Origin of the sequence: Marinobacter caseinilyticus, from assembly GCF_011074955.1 — a bacterium.
GTDB lineage: Bacteria > Pseudomonadota > Gammaproteobacteria > Pseudomonadales > Oleiphilaceae > Marinobacter > Marinobacter caseinilyticus.
In genome coordinates, this window is the sequence record NZ_WUQJ01000004.1 from 179,185 (window position 1) to 197,096 (window position 17,912).

Below are 17,912 nucleotides of genomic sequence, written 5' to 3' on the forward strand. Positions count from 1 at the left end.
TGAATGTTCGATATCGGCTTTCTTGAGATTGTGATCTGCGGCGTCATTGCGTTGCTGGTTCTCGGCCCCGAGCGTCTTCCTACGGCTGCCCGGGCGGCGGGACGCTGGGTAGGAAAAAGTCGCCGCATGGTCAGCCACTTCACCTCGGAACTCGACCGTCAACTGAAAGCGGACGAGTTGCGTGAGCAGTTGCGTAAGGCCGGTGACGTCGGTCTTGAGGATGTGGAAAAGAATGTGCGTGGCGCTCTGGATGAGGCTAAGAAATACGAGCACATGATTCTACCCGACAACGTCGCCAAGGCCCCCAGACCTGCACCGGCCAGTCGCCGGCAAGCAGTTCAATCCAATGAGGATCAACCGACACCGGATGCCGTGGCCGTTGACAGCCCGGCGAGAGAATCCCGGGACGACCAGACCCAAAGCGGGGCAACCGAAAACCTCGAAACAGAGCCTGCCATCAAAGAACACACGTCGGATAACCGGCCATGAGCGAGAACCCAACAGACGCCCAGTCGCCTGATCCGGCACTGGAACCGCAAGAGATGCCGCTGGTCGAGCATTTGCTGGAACTGCGCAATCGCCTGCTAAAGGTTGTCCTGTCAGTGCTGCTGTGTTTCGCCGTTATTTATCCGTTTGCCAACGAGCTGTACCTCTGGCTCTCGCAGCCGCTGCGGGACCTGCTACCCGAAGGCCAGATGATGATCGCTACCGACATCACCTCGCCGTTCTTTGCGCCCCTGAAGCTGGCGCTGGTGGTGGCCGTCTTTGCCGCGATCCCGTTCATTCTCTACCAGGTCTGGAGCTTCATCGCGCCGGGCCTGTACAAACATGAGAAAAAGCTCGCTTTTCCCTTGCTCGCCACCTCGGTGCTGCTGTTTTACCTCGGCGCGGCGTTCGCCTATTTCGTGGTGTTTCCACTGGTCTTTGGTTTTTTTACCGCCATCGGTCCGGAAGGCATCGTGGAATTGCCAGACATTAGCAGTTACCTGAACTTTGTCCTGAAGATGTTTTTTGCCTTCGGGGTCGCCTTTGAAATCCCCATTGCCACCATTCTGATGATTCTGTCCGGCGTGACGACGCCGTCCGACCTGGCGGCCAAACGTCCCTACGTGGTGGTGGGCTGCTTCGTCATCGGTATGCTGTTAACCCCACCGGACATCATCTCCCAGACTTTGCTCGCCGTGCCCATGTGGATTCTGTTTGAGCTTGGCATCCTGTTTGGCCATCTGGCGCAACGCCGCCGTACCTCCGACCCACTGGATTCGCCCGACGAATGAACCTGGCGCTCCTGTTTGATGACGATTTTATCGCGCCAGACCGGGTGCGCCTGACCGGTCGCCGCTATGGCCATCTCACCACCGTCCTGAAGGCCGCCATCGGGGATCGCGTCACGGTCGGCAAGGCCAATGGCCTGATTGGCGAAGGCTGCATCACTCACCTTGATCATCACAACGCCGAGCTGCAGGTGGTACTGGACCGGCCGCCCCCACCGCCATTGCCTCTCTCCCTGGTGCTGGCGATGCCGCGCCCGAAAATGCTGCGGCGGGTCCTACAGACCTGCGCGGCTCTAGGCGTCAAGGATATCTGGCTGATCAACGCCTACAAGGTCGAGAAAAGCTTCTGGCAGACGCCCTGGTTGTCCGAGGCCAGTCTGCAGGAAAACCTGACCCTGGGTCTTGAGCAGGCCCGGGATACCTGGATGCCGACCGTGCAGATTCGCAAACTGTTCAAACCGTTTGTGGAGGACGAACTGCCGGCCTTGCTGGCAAAACGGCCCGGCCTGGTCGCCCACCCCGGCACCGAAACTCCTTGCCCGACCCACAGCAATACACCGGCGACCCTGTGCATTGGGCCTGAAGGCGGGTTCACACACTATGAAGTGGACAAATTGGAGAGTGCCGGCGCCAAACCCGTCCATCTCGGCCCCAGAATCCTCCGCGTCGAAACCGCCGTGCCGGTTCTGGTCAGTCGCCTGTTTGATCTGGCTGGCTTCTGAGCCCCATCGCCTCAATGGCGAATCGATTTCGAAGCCCAGGGGTGCGGTTCAGCCACCGCATACCGGTATTGCGCAACCAGCGAAGCGATAATTCATCCCGGGCAAACAGCCGCTTGAAGCCTTCCATAGCAGCCATCATGGCCAGGTTTTCGCCTTTACGCCGGCGCTGGTAGCGGTGCAAGACGGCATCATCCGATGCGGGTCGCTGGGTGATTCGGGCCTGGGCCAACTCATCCAGCAGGACCCTCACATCGCTGAAACCCAGGTTTGCCCCCTGCCCGGCCAACGGATGAATACTGTGGGCGGCGTCGCCTACCAACACCACACCGGCGTCAACATAATCCTTGGCGTGACACTGCCTGAGGGCGAAACTGTACCGTTTGGAAACCCCAAGGATGGCGCCCAGGCGATGCTCAAAGGCCCGGCCAATGGCCACGCAAAAGGCCTGATCATCCAGCGCCATCAGACGTCGGGCTTCGTCGGTGTCTTGCGACCAGACCACGGAACAGAACCGGGAGGCACCGGATTCCGTCAATAACGGCAACAACGCCAGCGGCCCGGTTTGGGTAAAACGTTGCCAGGCCGTGAATTGATGATCCAGCTCCGTTTCCACAGTGCACACGACGGCGTGCTGATCATAATCCCATTCCCGGGTCGGCAAGCCTGACCATTGCCTGATTCGGGAGTGGGCGCCGTCCGACGCCACCACCAGATCTGCGGTCAGTACCTGGCCACTGTCGAGGCCAACAACGCGGCGACCGTCTGACATCGCCATGCTCTTTATTCGGACCCCACTGAACAGCGCCACTTTGCTGCGTGTCAGGGCCTGGAACAGCGCTTGGGTCAGAATCCGGTTTTCAACAATCACGCCCAGCTCCGGAGCGTGCAGTTCGTCCGCGTCAAAACGGATACGACCGGTCCCATCGCCGTCCCAGACCTCCATCGCCTGATACGCACAATGGCGTTGCGTCAGAACGTCCGACCATACCCCAAGACGGGAGAGCAAGGCTGCACTGGCCGGTGAAATGGCACTGACCCGGGGCTCGAAGTCTGCTGCTGTACCCGCGTCCGCCACCGCGCTGACCAATGCTTCCAAAGGCTGACTTTCCACCAGTGCCACGCGCCACCCCTGGGCAATCAGACCGAGCGCCATCGAACTGCCCACCATGCCTCCGCCGGCCACCAGAATGTCGAACTGCGAGTTGTCTGCGCTCATTGGCCTGCGTCGCCTTTTGGTTCGCCAGCCGACATACCGGGCATGCGGGTTTGGCGGCGCCCTAAGCCCATGGCCTGCTCGCTGAACCAACGCTTGGCACCCGGCAATAGGTCCAACCCGACCAGCCCGGCATCTCGCACCGCTGCCACCCATCGCGATTCGTGCCCGAACAGCTGAATCAGGGAATTGGAAAAACGCACGGTCTGGCGCCAGTCCTGCCGGTGTTCGGCCTGAAACTGCTGAAGGATACCCAGCGTGCCCAGAGGCTGGCCCTCACGGACCGCCCGGGCGAAGGTGTCGGTCAGCACCATTAATCCGCGCAATGCCAAATTGAAGCCTTGACCCGCCACCGGGTGCAGAGTGTGAGCCGCGTTGCCCACGAGCACTACGCCCTGGCGAACAGGCTCGGCAACGGTGGTCAGTGTCAGCGGGTAATGGGAGCACTCGCCCACGTGTTCAATCCGCCCCAGACGCCAACCAAAACGCGCCTGCAGCCGCGCACACTTATCCGCATCGGATGCCGCCAGCACTTCGGACAACTGGGCGTCGGACAACGTCCACACCAGTGTTGATTCACCGCTGGCGTGATTCGGGTTACCCCGGGGCAAAAGCGCCATCGGGCCGGCATCCGTAAAACGCTCATAGGCCACAAAGTCGTGGGCACGGGCGGTGGTCACATTGGCAATCAGTGCATGTTGCTGATAGTCCGCGTGGTGCGCCCGGAAGCCCAGCGCTTCCCGCAAGCCGGACCGGCCACCGTCTGCGACGACCAGACACTGTGTGTCAACGGAATCAGGAACGCCATCGATCGTGACGGAAACCCGAACGCCGCGCTCTGTTGGCTCGACCTGTTCAACCTTAGCAGGGGCCTGCCACTGCACACTGGGGCAGTGAGCCAATGCCCGGACCAGGGTTTGGCCGAGCCAGCGATTGTCCACCACGTAGCCCAGCGCCGGCTTCTGATGCTCTGCGGCACTGAGCCGACTGGCGCCAAAATGGCCTTTGTCGGAGACGTGGATATTCCGGATGGGGGTGGCATGACGGGACAGCTCGGGCCAAAGGCCCAATCGCTCGTATATTTTTCGCGATCCCCAGGAGAGCGCGGTGGAGCGAGCGTCATAACTGGGCTGGTAATGGCTGTCGCTGCTCTCGCTGGCAAGTGGAAAATGTTCAATTACTCGAACACTCAGCGAGGGTGCATGCCGGGCCAGCGCCAATGCCAGCGTTGCACCTGCCATACCACCGCCAGCAATGACTATGTCACTGAATTGTTCAGCCACGGGATTCACCGTCTCAGGAAGCCATCAAGGCTTCGATCTCACTGATTTCCTTCGGCACACCGTCACTCAACACCCGGCAGCCATCCTTTGTCACCACGACATCGTCCTCAATACGGATGCCAATGCCACGCCATTGCTCATTGACCTCGGTATTGCCCGGCGCGATGTACAGACCGGGTTCAACCGTCAAGGCCATGCCCGGCTCCAGCACGCGCCAGGCGCCGCCGACCTTGTAATCCCCGACATCGTGCACGTCCAGACCCAGCCAGTGCCCCGTGCGGTGCATGAAGAACGGCCGGTAGGCTTCCTGCGCCAGGGCATCGTCCAGTGACAGGTTAATCAACCCCAGATCCACCAGTCCCTGAGTCAGCGCTCGCAATGCCGCTTCGTGGGGGTGATTCCAGTGGTTGCCCGGTCGTACGGCATCGATGGCTGCGTACTGGGCGGCCAACACCACCTCGTACAGCGCCCGCTGAGGCTCACTGAAACGCCCGCTGACCGGGAAAGTGCGGGTGATGTCCGAAGCGTAGCACTCAAGCTCACAACCGGCATCGATCAGCACCAGGTCGCCCTCGGCCAGCGGGGCACTGTTTTCAATGTAATGCAGAATACAGCCATTGGTGCCGCCACCAACGATGGACGGATACGCCGTGGAGCGCGCGCCATGCTCCATGAAGGTATGGATCAGCGTGGCTTCCAGGTTGTACTCATGGCCACCCTGACGGGCACGCACCATGGCATTGCAATGAGCTTGCGCACTGATTTCCCCTGCCCGGGCCATGGCCTTGATTTCATTCGCGCTTTTATACAGTCGAAGATCGTGGAGCATGTGCTCCAGGGCCACAAACTCCCCTGGGGGCTGTGCACCGGAACGGACCTTGCTCCGAATGATGTGGATCCAGTCCATGACCTGGGTATCAAACGCCTGATCCTTACCCAGTGGGTAGTAGACCCGGCTGCGCCCTTCGATCATGCCAGGCAGAATTTCATCAATATCGGCAATGGGAAAGGCATCGTCTAGGCCAAAACGCTCAATGGCGCCTTCCGGACCGGCGAGAAACCCATCCCAAAGTTCTTTCTCCGGGTTGCGCTCCTTGCAAAACAGGACCGACTCCCCGTGTTCCCGGCCGGGAATCAGCGCCAGCACCGCATCCGATTCACCAAAACCGGTCAGATACTGAAAATCACTGTCCTGACGAAACGGATGCAATACGTCCCGGTTGCGCGTGCGCTCGGGTGCCGCCGCCACAATGGCAATGCTGTCTGGGGCCATCTGTTCCATCAGTCTACGGCGACGGTCGGCAAACTCGGACATGGGAATAAACGGCTTCATGGATGCTCCCGCAACACGAATGATTCATTAATGCAGTGTATTTTCACCAGCGGGTGCCTTCACCGGCTCGTTGAACTCGGTAAACACGGCCAGGGCACCCAACCGTACATACTCGGTGATCTCGGTAAACTGGTATTCACCCTCGTCGCTGTCCTCTTCGGATTCCGCGACCTGACTGATGGCCACAAAATCCTCAATGAGTTCGCGAATCTCTTCCGGTGCCTGGCCCAAAGACTCGCTTGCGACCAGAGCCATGCCTTCGAGGAAGCCCCGCACCCACGCTGACAGCGCCTGCAGTCGCTGGTCAAGGGCGTACTCGTCATCCGGCAGCAAGGGCTTGAAACTCATATCCGCCGCATTCAGTTGCACCAGGGCCCGGTCGTAAGCGCCCGACATAAACGATGCCAGCTCCGGTGACTCGTCCGCCACAGAGGTCGCCAGTCCCATATGCTCACAGACAATGGTCATCCAGGCGTCCTCATCCATACGCTTACCCGCAGTCAAACGGCCACACAAACTGCCATGCAACTCCGAGGGATGGCTGAACGCCTTGTGGACTGTATACACATTGGCCCAGGACTCAAAGCCTGTGGGGTCAACGTCGACGTCGTCGATGTGGCGCATACGAAAAAGGTTTCCTGTGTTCGTTGAATGAATAGCCTATCCTACCATTCGCCGCCGCCATTCTCACCTTCGGCACCCGGGAGAAAGACCGTGGCGATGCTCTCAAAATGACCATAAATGTCCAAGTGACAACGCTGTAAATTGACCACTTAAGGGTCCGCACTTATAGTTAGTCACAATCCATTGAAACGATGTTGGATACGCCATGGAACAGCCCGAATTGCAAGCGCTGGCAGACAAGCTTGACCGTCTGATTGAGCGCTGCCAAAAATTGGAGCAAGACAATGCGGCCCTGCGGGAGCTGCAGGACGACTGGAACCGGGAACGGTCGCAGCTCAACCAGAAAAATGATCTCGCAAAAAATAAAATTGAAGCCATGATTGGCCGCCTCAGAGCCCTGGAGCAACACTGATGTCCCAACAGCCGACAACCGTAGAAGTCGATATTCTCGACAAGGAATACCTCGTCGCCTGTCCAGATGAAGCCCGCGACGCCCTGCGCCAGGCCGCTCGACACCTGGACGCCAAAATGCGGGAGATCCGCGCCAGCGGTAAAGTATTTGGCACCGAACGCATTGCGGTGATGGCGGCACTCAACATCACACACGACATGCTTGAGCAACACAGCATGTCCGATTCGGCCGCGGGCTTACTGCACGCCATGGACGCCAAGTTGAGCAAGGCGCTGGGCGAGTCTGAAGCCGATTCCTGAACATTAATCCACGATCGCATTTGCAATTCGCCCCGGTTATCCACGTATAATGATCCAACTTCCTGGGCTGTTCGCTGGTCGGATACGTCCTCGAGCCGATGCGCATTACCCAGGTGGCTACTTCAGGGCATTGTGAGCATGTCCCCCACGAGGGGAAAGCCTAATATGTCACAGCGGCCACCAACCTTGAACTTTGGGTTCAAGGGCAACATCCGATAACGGCAGTTCGGGAAGCTTTAATTTTTCAACCAGTTACACAGCCTCCGGCATTACCTCGCGAAATCCGCACAAGTTTCAAAGACCGCTTGGCAGCCGCCATCCCGTTCGTCCCTTAAGCCCGCGAAGTGTTTCCGCCCCCATGCGGAAATAATGCGACCAAGAATCCCCCAGTGGCCGACCCGTGAACGCAAGCCCTTGCGAATTGCCCCATCATTTGCAATAACAGCGGTATTGAAAAGCCCCAGGTCCCGTCAAAAGGAAATATTGCATGCGGTTCCCGCTTAACCGAGCCCTCAAAATGGTGGTAGCAGTCGCACTGTGGATGCCCCTGCCGAGCATTGCAGGCATCACCGAAGTCGTGCTGTTCCCCGATCAGGCAACCGTTACCCGCGCAGAGTCGCGAGCCGTAACCGCGGGCGGCGGACAACTTACGATCCCCGACTTGCCAGCCGGACTGATCGATTCGTCTCTGCGGGTGTCATTGTCCGGCAAAGGGGTTGCGCTGGGCCAAACATCGTTGCACACGGAACAGCGCGCCAACCCGGTGGCCGAACGCATAATAAGCCTCGAAGCGGCGCTGCTCAGCGTCGTGGATGACCTGCAAGTACTGGACGATGATATCCGGGCCGCCCAATATCGACTGACCCTGCTCGATAACCTGACGACACGACCGGGCGACACCCTGAACGCTGCAGACATCAATACCACGGCGGATACCATTCACCAACAGGCCCGCGACGCACTGGCATCCATTCGTCGGGTAGGGATTCAGAAACGCGACCTGCTCAAAGAGCGCAGCCGTCTTGAACGGGAGCTCGCGGCCATCCAGCACAGTGCCAAGGCGGTTAAGCACCTGACCCTGACCTACCAGGCCGCGGCCGCTTCCGATGTGGTGGTGTCCGTCACTTATCAAACCCGTCAGGCCGGTTGGGACAGCCAGTACGATGCCCGCCTGGACACCGAAGCCGGAACCCTTGATTTGAGTCATCTGGCGGTGATCCACCAGAACACTGGGGAGGACTGGACCGGCGTGGCGTTGTGGCTTTCAACCGCCAACACCGATGCCGGAGGCCAATTGCCCGAACTGTCGTCCTGGTTCGTCGCGCCCCGCCAGCCCGCGATGGCTCCGCGTCAACGTGAGGCCGCGAGCATTGCGATGGAATCGGATGCATTCAACAAAGGCGCAACGCAACCGCAAACCGCAAATCTGGAGCAAGCAGGACTGAGTCAGCGGTTTCGCATCCCCGGCACGGTGACGATTCATGACGGCAGCCGGCAACGGCGACTATCCGTGGCACACTACCCACTGGCCGCCGATGTCAGCACCCACATGGTCCCGGCTTTGTCGAGCCGGGGGTATATCCATGCCAGCGCGCAGTATGATGGCGCTGTCACGCTACCAGCGGCGCCCGTTTGGCTCTATCAGGACAATCAGTTTACCGGCCACAGCCGATTGGCTCAGGTGCAGCCAAACGAAACTCTCGCACTGGCGTTCGGTGTCGATGACAAGGTATCGGTGGCAATCACCCGGGACGCCGATCAGCGCGGGGAAAAAGGCCTGATCAATGGCGAAAAGTACCTCCAACGCCTGAACCGCTACACCATCGCCAACAATCATCCACAACCGGTTAAATTGCGGGTATTGGACCGGTTGCCGGTATCGCGAAACGATGACATCACGATCACCTACCAGTCGATTTCCACCCCGGTCCAGGAAAATGTCGATGACAACCAAGGTGTCATCGCCTGGGATCGCTTGTTACAGGCGGGACAAACCCTGGTGCTTAGCGCCGGATTTGAACTGCGCGTGCCCGAGGAGCAGGAGTTACCGTGGCTACCCTGATGACACACACCACCATGCCGATGCTGGCCAATGCCGACACCCTCTCGCGGACACAGCTTCGTAATGAGTTGCGACAACGGCGCCAGGCACTGACCCTCTCGCAGCAAACGCTCGCCGCCAAGCGGCTGGCGCGCCGCCTGCTGGGCGACCCGACCTTGTTCCGGGCGCGTCATATCGGCGTGTATCTGCCCAACGATGGTGAAATCGACCCGTCACTGTTTGTGGCGCAGGCACGGTTGCGAGGCATTCAATTCTATCTGCCGGTACTGCATCCGATTCATAAAGGACGGCTGGTGTTTAGCCCATTCGACCCGGACACGCCATTGCGCGAAAACCGCTTTGGCATTCCGGAGCCGGAATTCGATGACGGTCTGAGGCGACCGGCGTGGGCATTGGATGCGGTGTTGATGCCGCTGGTAGGCTTTGACTCGGAAGGCGGCAGACTGGGCATGGGAGGCGGTTTTTATGACCGCACCTTTGCCTTTTCACGCCGTGTCTGTGACCTAGCACCGAAACTGATCGGTCTAGCCCACCACAGCCAACAGGTAGACAAACTTCCGATCGCGTCCTGGGATATCCCGTTACACGCCATCGTCAGCGACCAAGGCAAGTATCGCATCGGGCACTGAATCCCGGTGCCGTCAATCCGCGAAGAAAGACACCAGCGGAGCGTCGGCTGCCGGTTCCGACACTTGCCGGTCATCGTCAGAGAACTGGATCGACGTCAAACCCGTGATGGCCAAACCGATAAAGAAAATTAAAACGACGGCCCGGATCATATCAGGCTTGCGTTCCATGAGGCGTATACTCCATTGCTCAGGCGTTAAAGCCTTGCAAAATCAGACAGCTATTTTAGATAAGTAGAATCAGCTGAAAGACTAACATGCATCATGGATTTTACAATTTTTCACAGATTAAAAAATTTTAATCTCACTCGCGAATCGCCGTTTTGCGTTATCCATTGCCATTGCCGGCCCCCAGAAAAAGTTTGTAGGCTTCGTTTTCGGTGACATTTTCATAGCGAAAACCCACCTTATCCAGCATGGATTCAAGCGCATCCGATTCATCATCGGAGACCTGAACGCCCATCAGCACACGGCTGTAGGCCGACCCGTGATTGCGGTAGTGGAACATGGAAATATTCCAGCGAGTGCCCAATGACATCAAGAACTTGAGCAAAGCACCCGGGCGCTCGGGAAACTCGAACTGATACACCTTTTCGCGGCCCACATTGGGCGCATGTCCGCCCACCATGTGACGAATATGCTGCTTGGCCAGGTCACTGTCGGTCAGGTCCAGAACGCCATAGCCTGTTTCGCGCAGGTCCTGCACCAACTCGTCGCGCCCCAGACCGCCATGCTGAATCTGGATACCAACAAAAATGCAGGCTTCCTCAGCATTGGAATAACGATAATTGAACTCGGTAATGTTGCGCTTGTGCAAGGCATTGATAAACGATTTGAAAGCACCCGGACGCTCGGGAATCGTGACCGCCAGAATCGCCTCGCGCTTCTCGCCAATTTCCGTGCGCTCAGAGATATAGCGCAGGCGGTCAAAATTCATATTGGCGCCGCTGAGCGTACCGATCAGGTTTTCACCTTCAATCTGCTCGCGCTCGACGTATTTCTTGATGCCCGCCACCGCCAACGCCCCGGCTGGCTCGGAAATCGACCGGGTATCTTCGAACACGTCCTTGATGGCCGCACAGATCTCATCGGTTGATACGGTAATCACCTCGTCCACCAGATCCTTACAGATCTCCCAGGGGTATGCGCCGATCTGTTTCACCGCGACACCGTCGGCGAAAATACCCACTTCATCCAGCACCACCCGCTCACCGGCGGCCATGGCGGCTTGCAGACAGTTGGAGTCATCGGGCTCGACCCCGATCACCTTTATTTCGGGCCGAAGGTACTTGATGTAAGCCGCGATGCCGGCGATCAGGCCGCCACCGCCAACGCACACGAAAATCGCATGAATAGGCCGGGTAAACTGCCACATCAACTCCATGGCAATGGTGCCCTGACCTGCAATCACATCTGGATCGTCGTAGGGGGGAATATAGGTGTATCCGTGTTTCTTGATCAATTCCTGCGCATGGGCGGCCGCCTCATCGAAGGCATCGCCTCTCAAAACCACTTTGGCGCCGTGATCCCGTACCGACCGGACTTTGATTTCAGGCGTGGTCTGGGGCATCACGATGACCGCCTTGATGCCCAGTTTTTTCGCCGCCAATGCGACGCCCTGGGCGTGGTTGCCTGCCGATGCACAGATGACGCCTTTTGCCTGCTGCTCCTCAGTCAGTTGGACGATCGCATTGTAAGCGCCGCGAATCTTGAACGAGAACACCGGCTGCAAATCCTCACGCTTGAGCAGCACCGTGTTATTCAGGCGCTTGGACAGGCTGCGCGCTTCGGTCAATGGCGTCTCAATCGCCACATCGTAGACTCGGGCATCGAGGATTTTTTTGATGTAGCGTTGAGGCATCGTGTTCACGTCCATGGGTCATCCATACAAATAGCGAAAACCGGGTGCACATCCGGCGAAAATAAGCGCACAGTGTAGAAAGTTTGCAGAGCTGCCGTCTACAACCCTTGCCGCCCGGCCGGTATAATAACCAAGAAAATCGTCTTCCCCCCCTACTCCTGGAGCCAATCAATGAATCAGGACGAGCTTAAACAGGCCGTCGCGCAAGCAGCCCTCGACTATATCGCACCCAAGCTGAAAAGTGACAGCATCATCGGTGTCGGGACGGGCAGCACTGCCAATTTCTTTATCGACCTTCTGGCCGATCGACGAACCGACTTTGAAGGCGCCGTTGCCAGCTCCGATGCCACTGCGGAGCGTCTGAAGGGCCACGGCATCCCGGTGTATGAGCTCAACAGTGCATCGGAAATAGAATTCTATGTCGATGGGGCCGATGAGACCAATGCCCGTCTGGAACTGATCAAAGGCGGCGGTGCCGCGCTGACCCGCGAGAAAATTGTTGCCGCGGTTGCTGAAACCTTTATCTGTATCGCTGACGAATCCAAGATGGTGGATGTGCTCGGCCGGTTTCCATTGCCCCTGGAAGTCATCCCCATGGCACGCAGTTATGTCGGTCGGGAAATTGTGAAACTCGGAGGCGATCCGGTTTACCGCGAGGGCGTGACAACCGACAACGGCAACATCATCATCGACGTCCATAACATGGACCTCAGCCGTCCGATTCTGGTGGAAGAGAAAATCAACCAAATCGTTGGCGTGGTCACCAATGGCTTGTTTGCCCGCCGCCCGGCGGACGTACTGTTACTGGGCACGGACAAAGGCGTCGACACTATTCACCGCGCAGGTATTTAAAGCACTGCACGCCAAGCGGCTGCAGACAGCATAGCGTTCCTGACTCAGTGAGTGACAGGCTGGATCAGGAAGGCGTACATGTACCACAATTTTCTGCACTCGATTATAACCAAGCGCTTGCTTGGTTAAAATGATTCAGCGACACTGACTCTCACACCCAACTGCGGAGCGTCTGACCGTGTCTGATTATTTTAACGAAACCCACCAGCAGGCGCGCCTGAGCGCTCGTAGATTCGTCACCACACACGTGCTGCCACATATTGATGACTGGGAAGAGGCCGGTGGGTTTCCCCGAGATCTCTATCGTCAGGCCGGCGCGGATGGCCTCCTCGGCATCGGCTTCCCGGAGGCCCTTGGAGGCAGTGGCGAACACGATGTTTTCCTGAAGATTGCGGTCTCCGAGGAATTAATGCGTTCCACCTCCGGCGGCCTGGTGTCGAGCCTGGGGTCGCTCGATATTGCCCTGCCCCCCGTCGTAAAATGGGCCAGGCCAGAGCTTCGTGAGCAGGTCGTGCCCGACGTGCTTCGTGGTGACAAAATTGCGGCCCTGGCCATCACCGAGCCCGGTGGCGGCTCCGACGTGGCCAACCTGACCACGCGGGCGGTGAACAAAGGTGACCACTACGTCGTCAATGGCAGCAAGACCTTTATTACCAGCGGCCACCGAGCCGATCACTACACCGTAGCGGTGCGCACCGGCGGGCCAGGACATGCCGGTATCAGCCTACTTCTCGTGGACCGGGGCATGCCCGGTTTTAGCACCGGCAACAAACTTCGCAAGATGGGCTGGTGGGCCAGCGATACCGCCGAATTGTTTTTCGATGACTGCCGGGTGCCCGTCGACCGCCTCATTGGCGCTGAAAACACCGGTTTTGCCGCCATCATGAGCAATTTTCTGCGCGAGCGTTTGATGCTCACGGTCATGGCCTATATGACGGCAGAGATAGCCCTCGAAGCGTCACTGGAATACGCCCGCAGCCGTGAAGCGTTTGGCCGCCCGATCAATGGCTTTCAGGTCACCCGCCACAAGCTGGTTGACATGGCAACCCAGGTTGATGTCGCACGGGAATACACCTATCGCTGCGCCGCCTTGATGGAGGCCGGCAAAAATCCCATCAAGCAAGTCGCGATGGCGAAGAATTTTGCCACCGACATCTGCGAGAAGGTGACTCGAGAGGCGGTGCAGATTCATGGCGGCGCGGGCTATATGCGGGAGTCGGTGGTCGAGCGCCTTTACCGGGATGGCAAAATTCTCTCCATTGGCGGCGGTACCACTGAAATCATGAAAGAGCTGATTGGCAAACAAATGGGGCTGTGAACCCCTGCCATTGGCGTCACCCTGAAGCCGATGGCACCCTACACCATGGTTTAGTTTCGATTGTGTGCAGATACCCGTATAATTGCGCCCACTTTTTAACCGCAGTTATAACGCACCGCATACAGAGGATCGGCTATGAACTTTGATCACATCCCCGCAGGCAAAAATCCGCCGGAAGACATTTACGTTGCCATCGAAATTCCCGCCAACAGCTCACCAGTCAAGTATGAAATTGACAAAGACATGGGGGCGCTGCTGGTCGACCGCTTTATGGCCACGCCGATGTTCTACCCGGCCAACTACGGTTTTATTCCGCACACCCTGGCCGACGATGGCGACCCGCTGGATGTGTTGGTGGTCACTCCCTACCCGGTGCAGGCCGGATCAGTGATCCGCTGCCGTCCAGTGGGCGTGCTGAATATGGAAGACGAAGCCGGCGGCGATGCCAAGCTGGTTGCGGTTCCTCATGACAAGCTGACCAAGGCCTACACCGACGTCAAAGACATTGACGATCTGCCGCAGTTGCTGCGCGACCAGATCAAACATTTCTTCGAAAATTACAAAACCCTGGAAGCGGGCAAATGGGTCAAGGTTCAGGGCTGGGCGGACGCGGCCGCCGCGCGGAAAGCCATTGAAGACTCCATTGCCAACTACAAAGGCTGATGCTTTGCAGATAAAAAAACCGGGCCTTGGCGCCCGGTTTTTTTGTTTCCCACTTTGGTGACTTCGACGGGGTCAGTTACCCGGTCAGCCCTGGGACAGCAGTTCACGTAAATCGATGATGGCCGCATTGGCTCGCGACAGGTAAGCAGCCATAGTCAGGGAGTGGTTGGCCAACACTCCAAACCCGCTGCCATTCAGAATCACCGGGCTCCACATGCTGCCCTGGGTCCCTTCCAACTCAATGATGACCTGGCGCACGCTGGTCAAAGCATTCTTATCATTCAGCACCTTGCGGAAGTCTACCTCAATGGCCTTGAAAATATGCACCAGCGCCCAGGAAGTGCCGCGAGCCTCGTAAAAGGCATCGTCGAGTTTGGTCCATGGGGTTTTGATCTCTTCGCCTTTAACCGCTTCCTGTAGCGGATCGCTGTTATCGGACATTGTCATGGAGTCCTGGACCGATTGCTTGCCAACGCTCTCACCCAGTGTCCGAGACAGACTGCCGAGTCGGGTCTGCAAGTCCGCCAGCCAATTGTTGAGGTTGTCCGCCCGCGCAAAAAACTGGGCATCGGGCTGGTCTGGACGGGACAGCCGGTTCAGGTAACTTTTCAAGCCATTGATGCCGCGACGGTACTCACCCTCAGTGGAGGGAATCGCCCAACTGCCACTGTCGAAGTGGAACTGGGGCTCGGCAATGGTTAAATCCGGGTCTTCGGCCGACTGACTCTGCGACCGGCTGATGTCCTTGCGCATGGCGCGGGACAGATCCCGCAACTGCACCAGAACGCCGAACTCCCAGGCGGGCATGTTGTCCATCCACAGGCCCGGCGGAAAAATATCGTTCGAAATATAGCCGCCGGGCTTGTCGAGCAGAGTTTCAGCAATACGAATCATCGTGGCAGTGGTGGCAAACCCTGTCACCGGCTCCCGATTCATCTCGCTTGACAGGCTTCGGGTATACTCACGCACAGAGAAGGTATCAGGCTCACTGCTCCAGTACATACCAAGCACCATGGTTACAAGCAGGTAAACAATCACCAAGAGCAGGATCAGCTTGCCCAGCCGGCCGCCGGTGTAATCCTCGACGTCTTCCCTTCGCTCACGAAAATAGCCTTTTACTCTGCTCAACATATTGTCTTTTCCTGATGTCCTATTGAAAAAACGGCCGCGCCCGAGGCACCAACCACGCCACTTAGGCCCGGCTCACCATGACGCAATGATAAACAATCTGCAATAAGCGCCACTCAAGAAGCATCGCCTCTGTGGTCAACGGCTTCGGGCCTGCCAAGGTGAAACCCGGACGCGCCATCAATATTCAGTGTTTGCAGCAATGCCCATTCCTGCGCAGTTTCCACACCGGAGACAAAAACCTCGACACCACGGCTGTGAGCGATCGCCACAATGGATTCCAGATAGAAATTGTTGTCCTCATGGCGGTGGATCTCATGAATGAAGCTATGGTCAATACGCAGGGCCTTGAACGGCAGATTCCTGAGGTAGTTAAAGGGCACCCCCCCAACCCCGAATCGTTCAACGATAAAGCCCACGCCCAGCTTTCGTAAGGCCTTGACCAACTGACCAATTTCGATTCGATGGTGGCTCAACGCCTGTTCTGGAAGACCCACCCAAAACCGATCCTGGAACGTTGTGGCCTGAAGCCTGGCCACCACACCCTGCAAGAACGCAGGGTCGGCCAGCGACGAGTGCCCCAGCGTCATGCTGAGCGCCAGTCCGGGGTCCCGCGCTAACCAGGCCAGCGCCCGATCCATCACCATGAGATCAAGCCGGGCCATAAGACCAAAGCGTTCCGCCATGGGCACAAACACGGCCCCTTTAATCCACTCGCCATCTACTCGCAGCCGCGAAAATACCTGGCGATGCATCACCGTGACACCATCGCTCGCCAAGACCGGTTGCTGCCAGAGACTGACCTGCTCATCATCCATCGCCTTTATCAGCAATTCACGCCAGGCTTCGGCACCATGGTGATGGGTAATGGCCGTATCGGCACTGAAACAGCCACTGCCGTTTTCCAACTGGGCACGGCGCAGGGCCTCGTCGCAAGCCGCGAGTAAGTCACTGGCATCCATGCCCTCTTCGACCTGAGCGACACCGCCGTGGACCGCAATTTTTACCGGGTCGGCAAAATCCGAATAGACGCTATCCAGTTCGACAATCAATTGCTCCGACCAATAAAGCCCATCAGCCAACGACACCCCTGGCATAAAAACCGCAAACTCCGCGCCGGTGCGGCGGCCAGAAAAAGCACCGGCGTGGCCTTGCTCAAAGGCCTTGATGACGTCTGCCAGACACACCAGCAACCGATCGGCTTCTTCTCGACCGAAGCGCTGATTAATATCGGCAAATCCGGCCAACTGCAGCAACAACAACGATCCAATAAACGCGGTCTCTTTGGATTCCACTTCGACTTTGAGTCGTTGATCGAACGCCTGATGGCTTGCCAGCCCGGTGACGTTGTCCTCGTTGTTCAAGCGCCGCAAATGCTGGATCAGCTTGGCCTGACCATCGAATAGTTCACCCAGGTGACCTGCCATCTGATTCATGGCTTCGGTCACACGATTGAGCTCACGGGTAGATGCGCGGCTGACACGCTGACGAAAATCCCGTCGACCTATCGCCTCTGCCTGGGCTTCAAGTACCTTTAAAGGCGCCAGTGTTCGCGTCAACAGCCACCACAGGATGACCAACGCCAACCCGCCAATCAGAACCGTGCCCACGACAATGGCTCCAGTGATACGCCACAGATCCTGGTAGGCCGGTCCCGGGTGACTGACCACCTGAACGATGCCCAACTGCTGCCAACCCCGAACCACCTGAGCCTCCCCCATCGATGGCGGCAAGGCCGCCAGCGAAACGAACCACGCCGGCACCGGCAGGCCGTCCTGCGAAGCCTCCCGACCGGCAATGAGATTACCCCGGTGATCGTAGTAGTGAATTGACAGGTATCGGCCGCCGCCACTGTCGAACGCCGCATCAATGAGCGAAGACGATGCCACGGGATCGCGCCCGTCGATGGCATTGGAGAGCGACAAGCCAACCGCAGTCGCCGCATCCTGGGCGTGACCCTGCATTTGCGTGGCAATGTAATCCCGGAATCGATCAAAACTGATCGAGACGCTGGCCAACAACAACGTCAGGATCAGGCTGCCGGTAAAAATCAGCAGCACCGAACGCAGCGACATCATGCACTTTTGATAGTGCGGTTGCCTGTATTGCATCCTTGCCGCGCCTCGCTTGACTGATGGAGCACCCTGATGAAGCCCCTGCACCTGGAGCACTATAACGGCAGGGGATTTGACAAAGATTTACATAGACTCACCTACGCCGACAACATTAAACACTATAGACT

At 57.9% G+C, this 17,912-nt stretch carries 18 protein-coding genes and 1 other RNA gene; 11 read left to right on the forward strand and 8 right to left on the reverse strand.

Going from position 1 to position 17,912, the window contains the following annotated elements:
* Nucleotides 1-3: 3 nt before the first annotated feature.
* From tatB to GRX64_RS01005, 3 genes are read left to right on the forward strand one after another with little or no spacing between them, the layout of a single operon-like run.
* Nucleotides 4-489: a Sec-independent protein translocase protein TatB gene (gene tatB / locus GRX64_RS00995; RefSeq protein WP_166263316.1), complete on the forward strand. Its 486-nt coding sequence runs from the start codon at nt 4-6 to the stop codon at nt 487-489.
* A complete protein-coding gene (tatC, locus tag GRX64_RS01000) occupies nt 486-1,277 on the forward strand; it encodes a twin-arginine translocase subunit TatC (RefSeq protein WP_166263317.1) in 792 nt (263 codons plus the stop codon). Before tatB ends, tatC begins: the two co-directional genes overlap by 4 nt.
* Nucleotides 1,274-1,996, forward strand: coding sequence for a 16S rRNA (uracil(1498)-N(3))-methyltransferase (locus GRX64_RS01005; RefSeq protein WP_166263318.1), 723 nt, complete (start codon nt 1,274-1,276; stop codon nt 1,994-1,996). Before tatC ends, GRX64_RS01005 begins: the two co-directional genes overlap by 4 nt.
* On the opposite strand, the gene GRX64_RS01010 is transcribed toward GRX64_RS01005, so the two are convergent.
* Genes GRX64_RS01010 through GRX64_RS01025 form a run of 4 tightly spaced genes read right to left on the reverse strand, consistent with a single transcriptional unit; the run spans nt 1,965 to nt 6,449 of the window.
* A complete protein-coding gene (locus GRX64_RS01010) occupies nt 1,965-3,212 on the reverse strand; it encodes a UbiH/UbiF/VisC/COQ6 family ubiquinone biosynthesis hydroxylase (protein ID WP_166263319.1) in 1,248 nt (415 codons plus the stop codon). The genes GRX64_RS01005 and GRX64_RS01010 overlap by 32 nt on opposite strands.
* Nucleotides 3,209-4,492 (reverse strand): 2-octaprenyl-6-methoxyphenyl hydroxylase, encoded by a 1,284-nt coding sequence (gene ubiH, locus GRX64_RS01015; RefSeq protein WP_166263320.1) that lies wholly within the window; start codon nt 4,490-4,492, stop codon nt 3,209-3,211. Before ubiH ends, GRX64_RS01010 begins: the two co-directional genes overlap by 4 nt.
* 13 nt (nt 4,493-4,505) lie before the next feature.
* Entirely contained in the window at nt 4,506-5,825 is a 1,320-nt protein-coding gene (pepP, locus tag GRX64_RS01020) for a Xaa-Pro aminopeptidase (RefSeq protein WP_166263321.1), read from the reverse strand.
* Between the two features lie 27 nt (nt 5,826-5,852).
* Nucleotides 5,853-6,449, reverse strand: coding sequence for a UPF0149 family protein (locus GRX64_RS01025; protein WP_166263322.1), 597 nt, complete (start codon nt 6,447-6,449; stop codon nt 5,853-5,855).
* A 205-nt stretch (nt 6,450-6,654) separates the two neighbouring features.
* Here GRX64_RS01025 and GRX64_RS01030 point away from each other — a divergent pair, with 205 nt between their 5' ends.
* The 5 genes from GRX64_RS01030 to GRX64_RS01050 all read left to right on the forward strand — a co-directional run bounded on the left by GRX64_RS01030 (nt 6,655) and on the right by GRX64_RS01050 (nt 9,851).
* Nucleotides 6,655-6,861, forward strand: coding sequence for a TIGR02449 family protein (locus GRX64_RS01030; RefSeq protein WP_166263323.1), 207 nt, complete (start codon nt 6,655-6,657; stop codon nt 6,859-6,861).
* Nucleotides 6,861-7,160, forward strand: coding sequence for a cell division protein ZapA (locus GRX64_RS01035; RefSeq protein WP_166263324.1), 300 nt, complete (start codon nt 6,861-6,863; stop codon nt 7,158-7,160). Before GRX64_RS01030 ends, GRX64_RS01035 begins: the two co-directional genes overlap by 1 nt.
* Before the next feature lie 56 nt (nt 7,161-7,216).
* A non-coding RNA gene (gene ssrS / locus GRX64_RS01040) (6S RNA) lies at nt 7,217-7,397 on the forward strand.
* Nucleotides 7,398-7,647: 250 nt separating this feature from the next.
* Nucleotides 7,648-9,222 (forward strand): mucoidy inhibitor MuiA family protein, encoded by a 1,575-nt coding sequence (locus GRX64_RS01045; protein WP_166263325.1) that lies wholly within the window; start codon nt 7,648-7,650, stop codon nt 9,220-9,222.
* Complete coding sequence (locus tag GRX64_RS01050; protein ID WP_427901632.1) at nt 9,210-9,851, forward strand: 5-formyltetrahydrofolate cyclo-ligase; 642 nt, start codon at nt 9,210-9,212, stop codon at nt 9,849-9,851. The genes GRX64_RS01045 and GRX64_RS01050 overlap by 13 nt, the downstream gene beginning before the upstream one ends.
* Nucleotides 9,852-9,863: 12 nt before the next feature.
* Here the strand turns inward: GRX64_RS01050 and GRX64_RS01055 are convergent, their stop codons facing one another.
* Entirely contained in the window at nt 9,864-10,019 is a 156-nt protein-coding gene (locus GRX64_RS01055; RefSeq protein ID WP_166263326.1) for a hypothetical protein, read from the reverse strand.
* 157 nt (nt 10,020-10,176) lie between these two features.
* Nucleotides 10,177-11,709, reverse strand: coding sequence for a threonine ammonia-lyase, biosynthetic (gene ilvA, locus GRX64_RS01060; protein WP_166263453.1), 1,533 nt, complete (start codon nt 11,707-11,709; stop codon nt 10,177-10,179).
* A 171-nt stretch (nt 11,710-11,880) separates the two neighbouring features.
* Here ilvA and rpiA point away from each other — a divergent pair, with 171 nt between their 5' ends.
* The 3 genes from rpiA (at nt 11,881) to ppa (ending at nt 14,542) form a co-directional block, all read left to right on the forward strand.
* Complete coding sequence (gene rpiA, locus GRX64_RS01065) at nt 11,881-12,561, forward strand: ribose-5-phosphate isomerase RpiA (protein ID WP_166263327.1); 681 nt, start codon at nt 11,881-11,883, stop codon at nt 12,559-12,561.
* 178 nt (nt 12,562-12,739) lie between these two features.
* Complete coding sequence (locus GRX64_RS01070; protein ID WP_166263328.1) at nt 12,740-13,879, forward strand: acyl-CoA dehydrogenase family protein; 1,140 nt, start codon at nt 12,740-12,742, stop codon at nt 13,877-13,879.
* Between the two features lie 135 nt (nt 13,880-14,014).
* On the forward strand, nt 14,015-14,542 hold the full coding sequence (gene ppa / locus GRX64_RS01075) for an inorganic diphosphatase (RefSeq protein WP_166263329.1): 528 nt from the start codon (nt 14,015-14,017) through the stop codon (nt 14,540-14,542).
* Nucleotides 14,543-14,626: 84 nt separating this feature from the next.
* Here the strand turns inward: ppa and GRX64_RS01080 are convergent, their stop codons facing one another.
* Both GRX64_RS01080 and GRX64_RS01085 read right to left on the reverse strand, forming a co-directional pair.
* Nucleotides 14,627-15,673: a DUF2333 family protein gene (locus GRX64_RS01080; protein ID WP_166263330.1), complete on the reverse strand. Its 1,047-nt coding sequence runs from the start codon at nt 15,671-15,673 to the stop codon at nt 14,627-14,629.
* A gap of 113 nt (nt 15,674-15,786) precedes the next feature.
* The gene (locus tag GRX64_RS01085) at nt 15,787-17,781 is read right to left on the reverse strand and encodes a bifunctional diguanylate cyclase/phosphodiesterase (RefSeq protein WP_166263331.1); all 1,995 of its coding nucleotides are present in this window, start codon (nt 17,779-17,781) and stop codon (nt 15,787-15,789) included.
* Nucleotides 17,782-17,912 lie beyond the last annotated feature (131 nt).

Coding starts and splice junctions, on each gene's coding strand:
- GRX64_RS01030 (WP_166263323.1), top strand. CDS start 6,655: ATGGAACAGCCCGAATTGCAAGCGCTGGCAGACAAGCTTGACCGTCTG.
- ppa (WP_166263329.1), top strand. CDS start 14,015: ATGAACTTTGATCACATCCCCGCAGGCAAAAATCCGCCGGAAGACATT.
- rpiA (WP_166263327.1), top strand. CDS start 11,881: ATGAATCAGGACGAGCTTAAACAGGCCGTCGCGCAAGCAGCCCTCGAC.
- tatB (WP_166263316.1), top strand. CDS start 4: ATGTTCGATATCGGCTTTCTTGAGATTGTGATCTGCGGCGTCATTGCG.
- pepP (WP_166263321.1), bottom strand. CDS start 5,825: ATGAAGCCGTTTATTCCCATGTCCGAGTTTGCCGACCGTCGCCGTAGA.
- GRX64_RS01085 (WP_166263331.1), bottom strand. CDS start 17,781: ATGCAATACAGGCAACCGCACTATCAAAAGTGCATGATGTCGCTGCGT.
- GRX64_RS01025 (WP_166263322.1), bottom strand. CDS start 6,449: ATGCGCCACATCGACGACGTCGACGTTGACCCCACAGGCTTTGAGTCC.
- tatC (WP_166263317.1), top strand. CDS start 486: ATGAGCGAGAACCCAACAGACGCCCAGTCGCCTGATCCGGCACTGGAA.
- GRX64_RS01005 (WP_166263318.1), top strand. CDS start 1,274: ATGAACCTGGCGCTCCTGTTTGATGACGATTTTATCGCGCCAGACCGG.
- GRX64_RS01080 (WP_166263330.1), bottom strand. CDS start 15,673: ATGTTGAGCAGAGTAAAAGGCTATTTTCGTGAGCGAAGGGAAGACGTC.
- GRX64_RS01035 (WP_166263324.1), top strand. CDS start 6,861: ATGTCCCAACAGCCGACAACCGTAGAAGTCGATATTCTCGACAAGGAA.
- ilvA (WP_166263453.1), bottom strand. CDS start 11,709: ATGCCTCAACGCTACATCAAAAAAATCCTCGATGCCCGAGTCTACGAT.
- GRX64_RS01055 (WP_166263326.1), bottom strand. CDS start 10,019: ATGGAACGCAAGCCTGATATGATCCGGGCCGTCGTTTTAATTTTCTTT.
- GRX64_RS01010 (WP_166263319.1), bottom strand. CDS start 3,212: ATGAGCGCAGACAACTCGCAGTTCGACATTCTGGTGGCCGGCGGAGGC.
- GRX64_RS01045 (WP_166263325.1), top strand. CDS start 7,648: ATGCGGTTCCCGCTTAACCGAGCCCTCAAAATGGTGGTAGCAGTCGCA.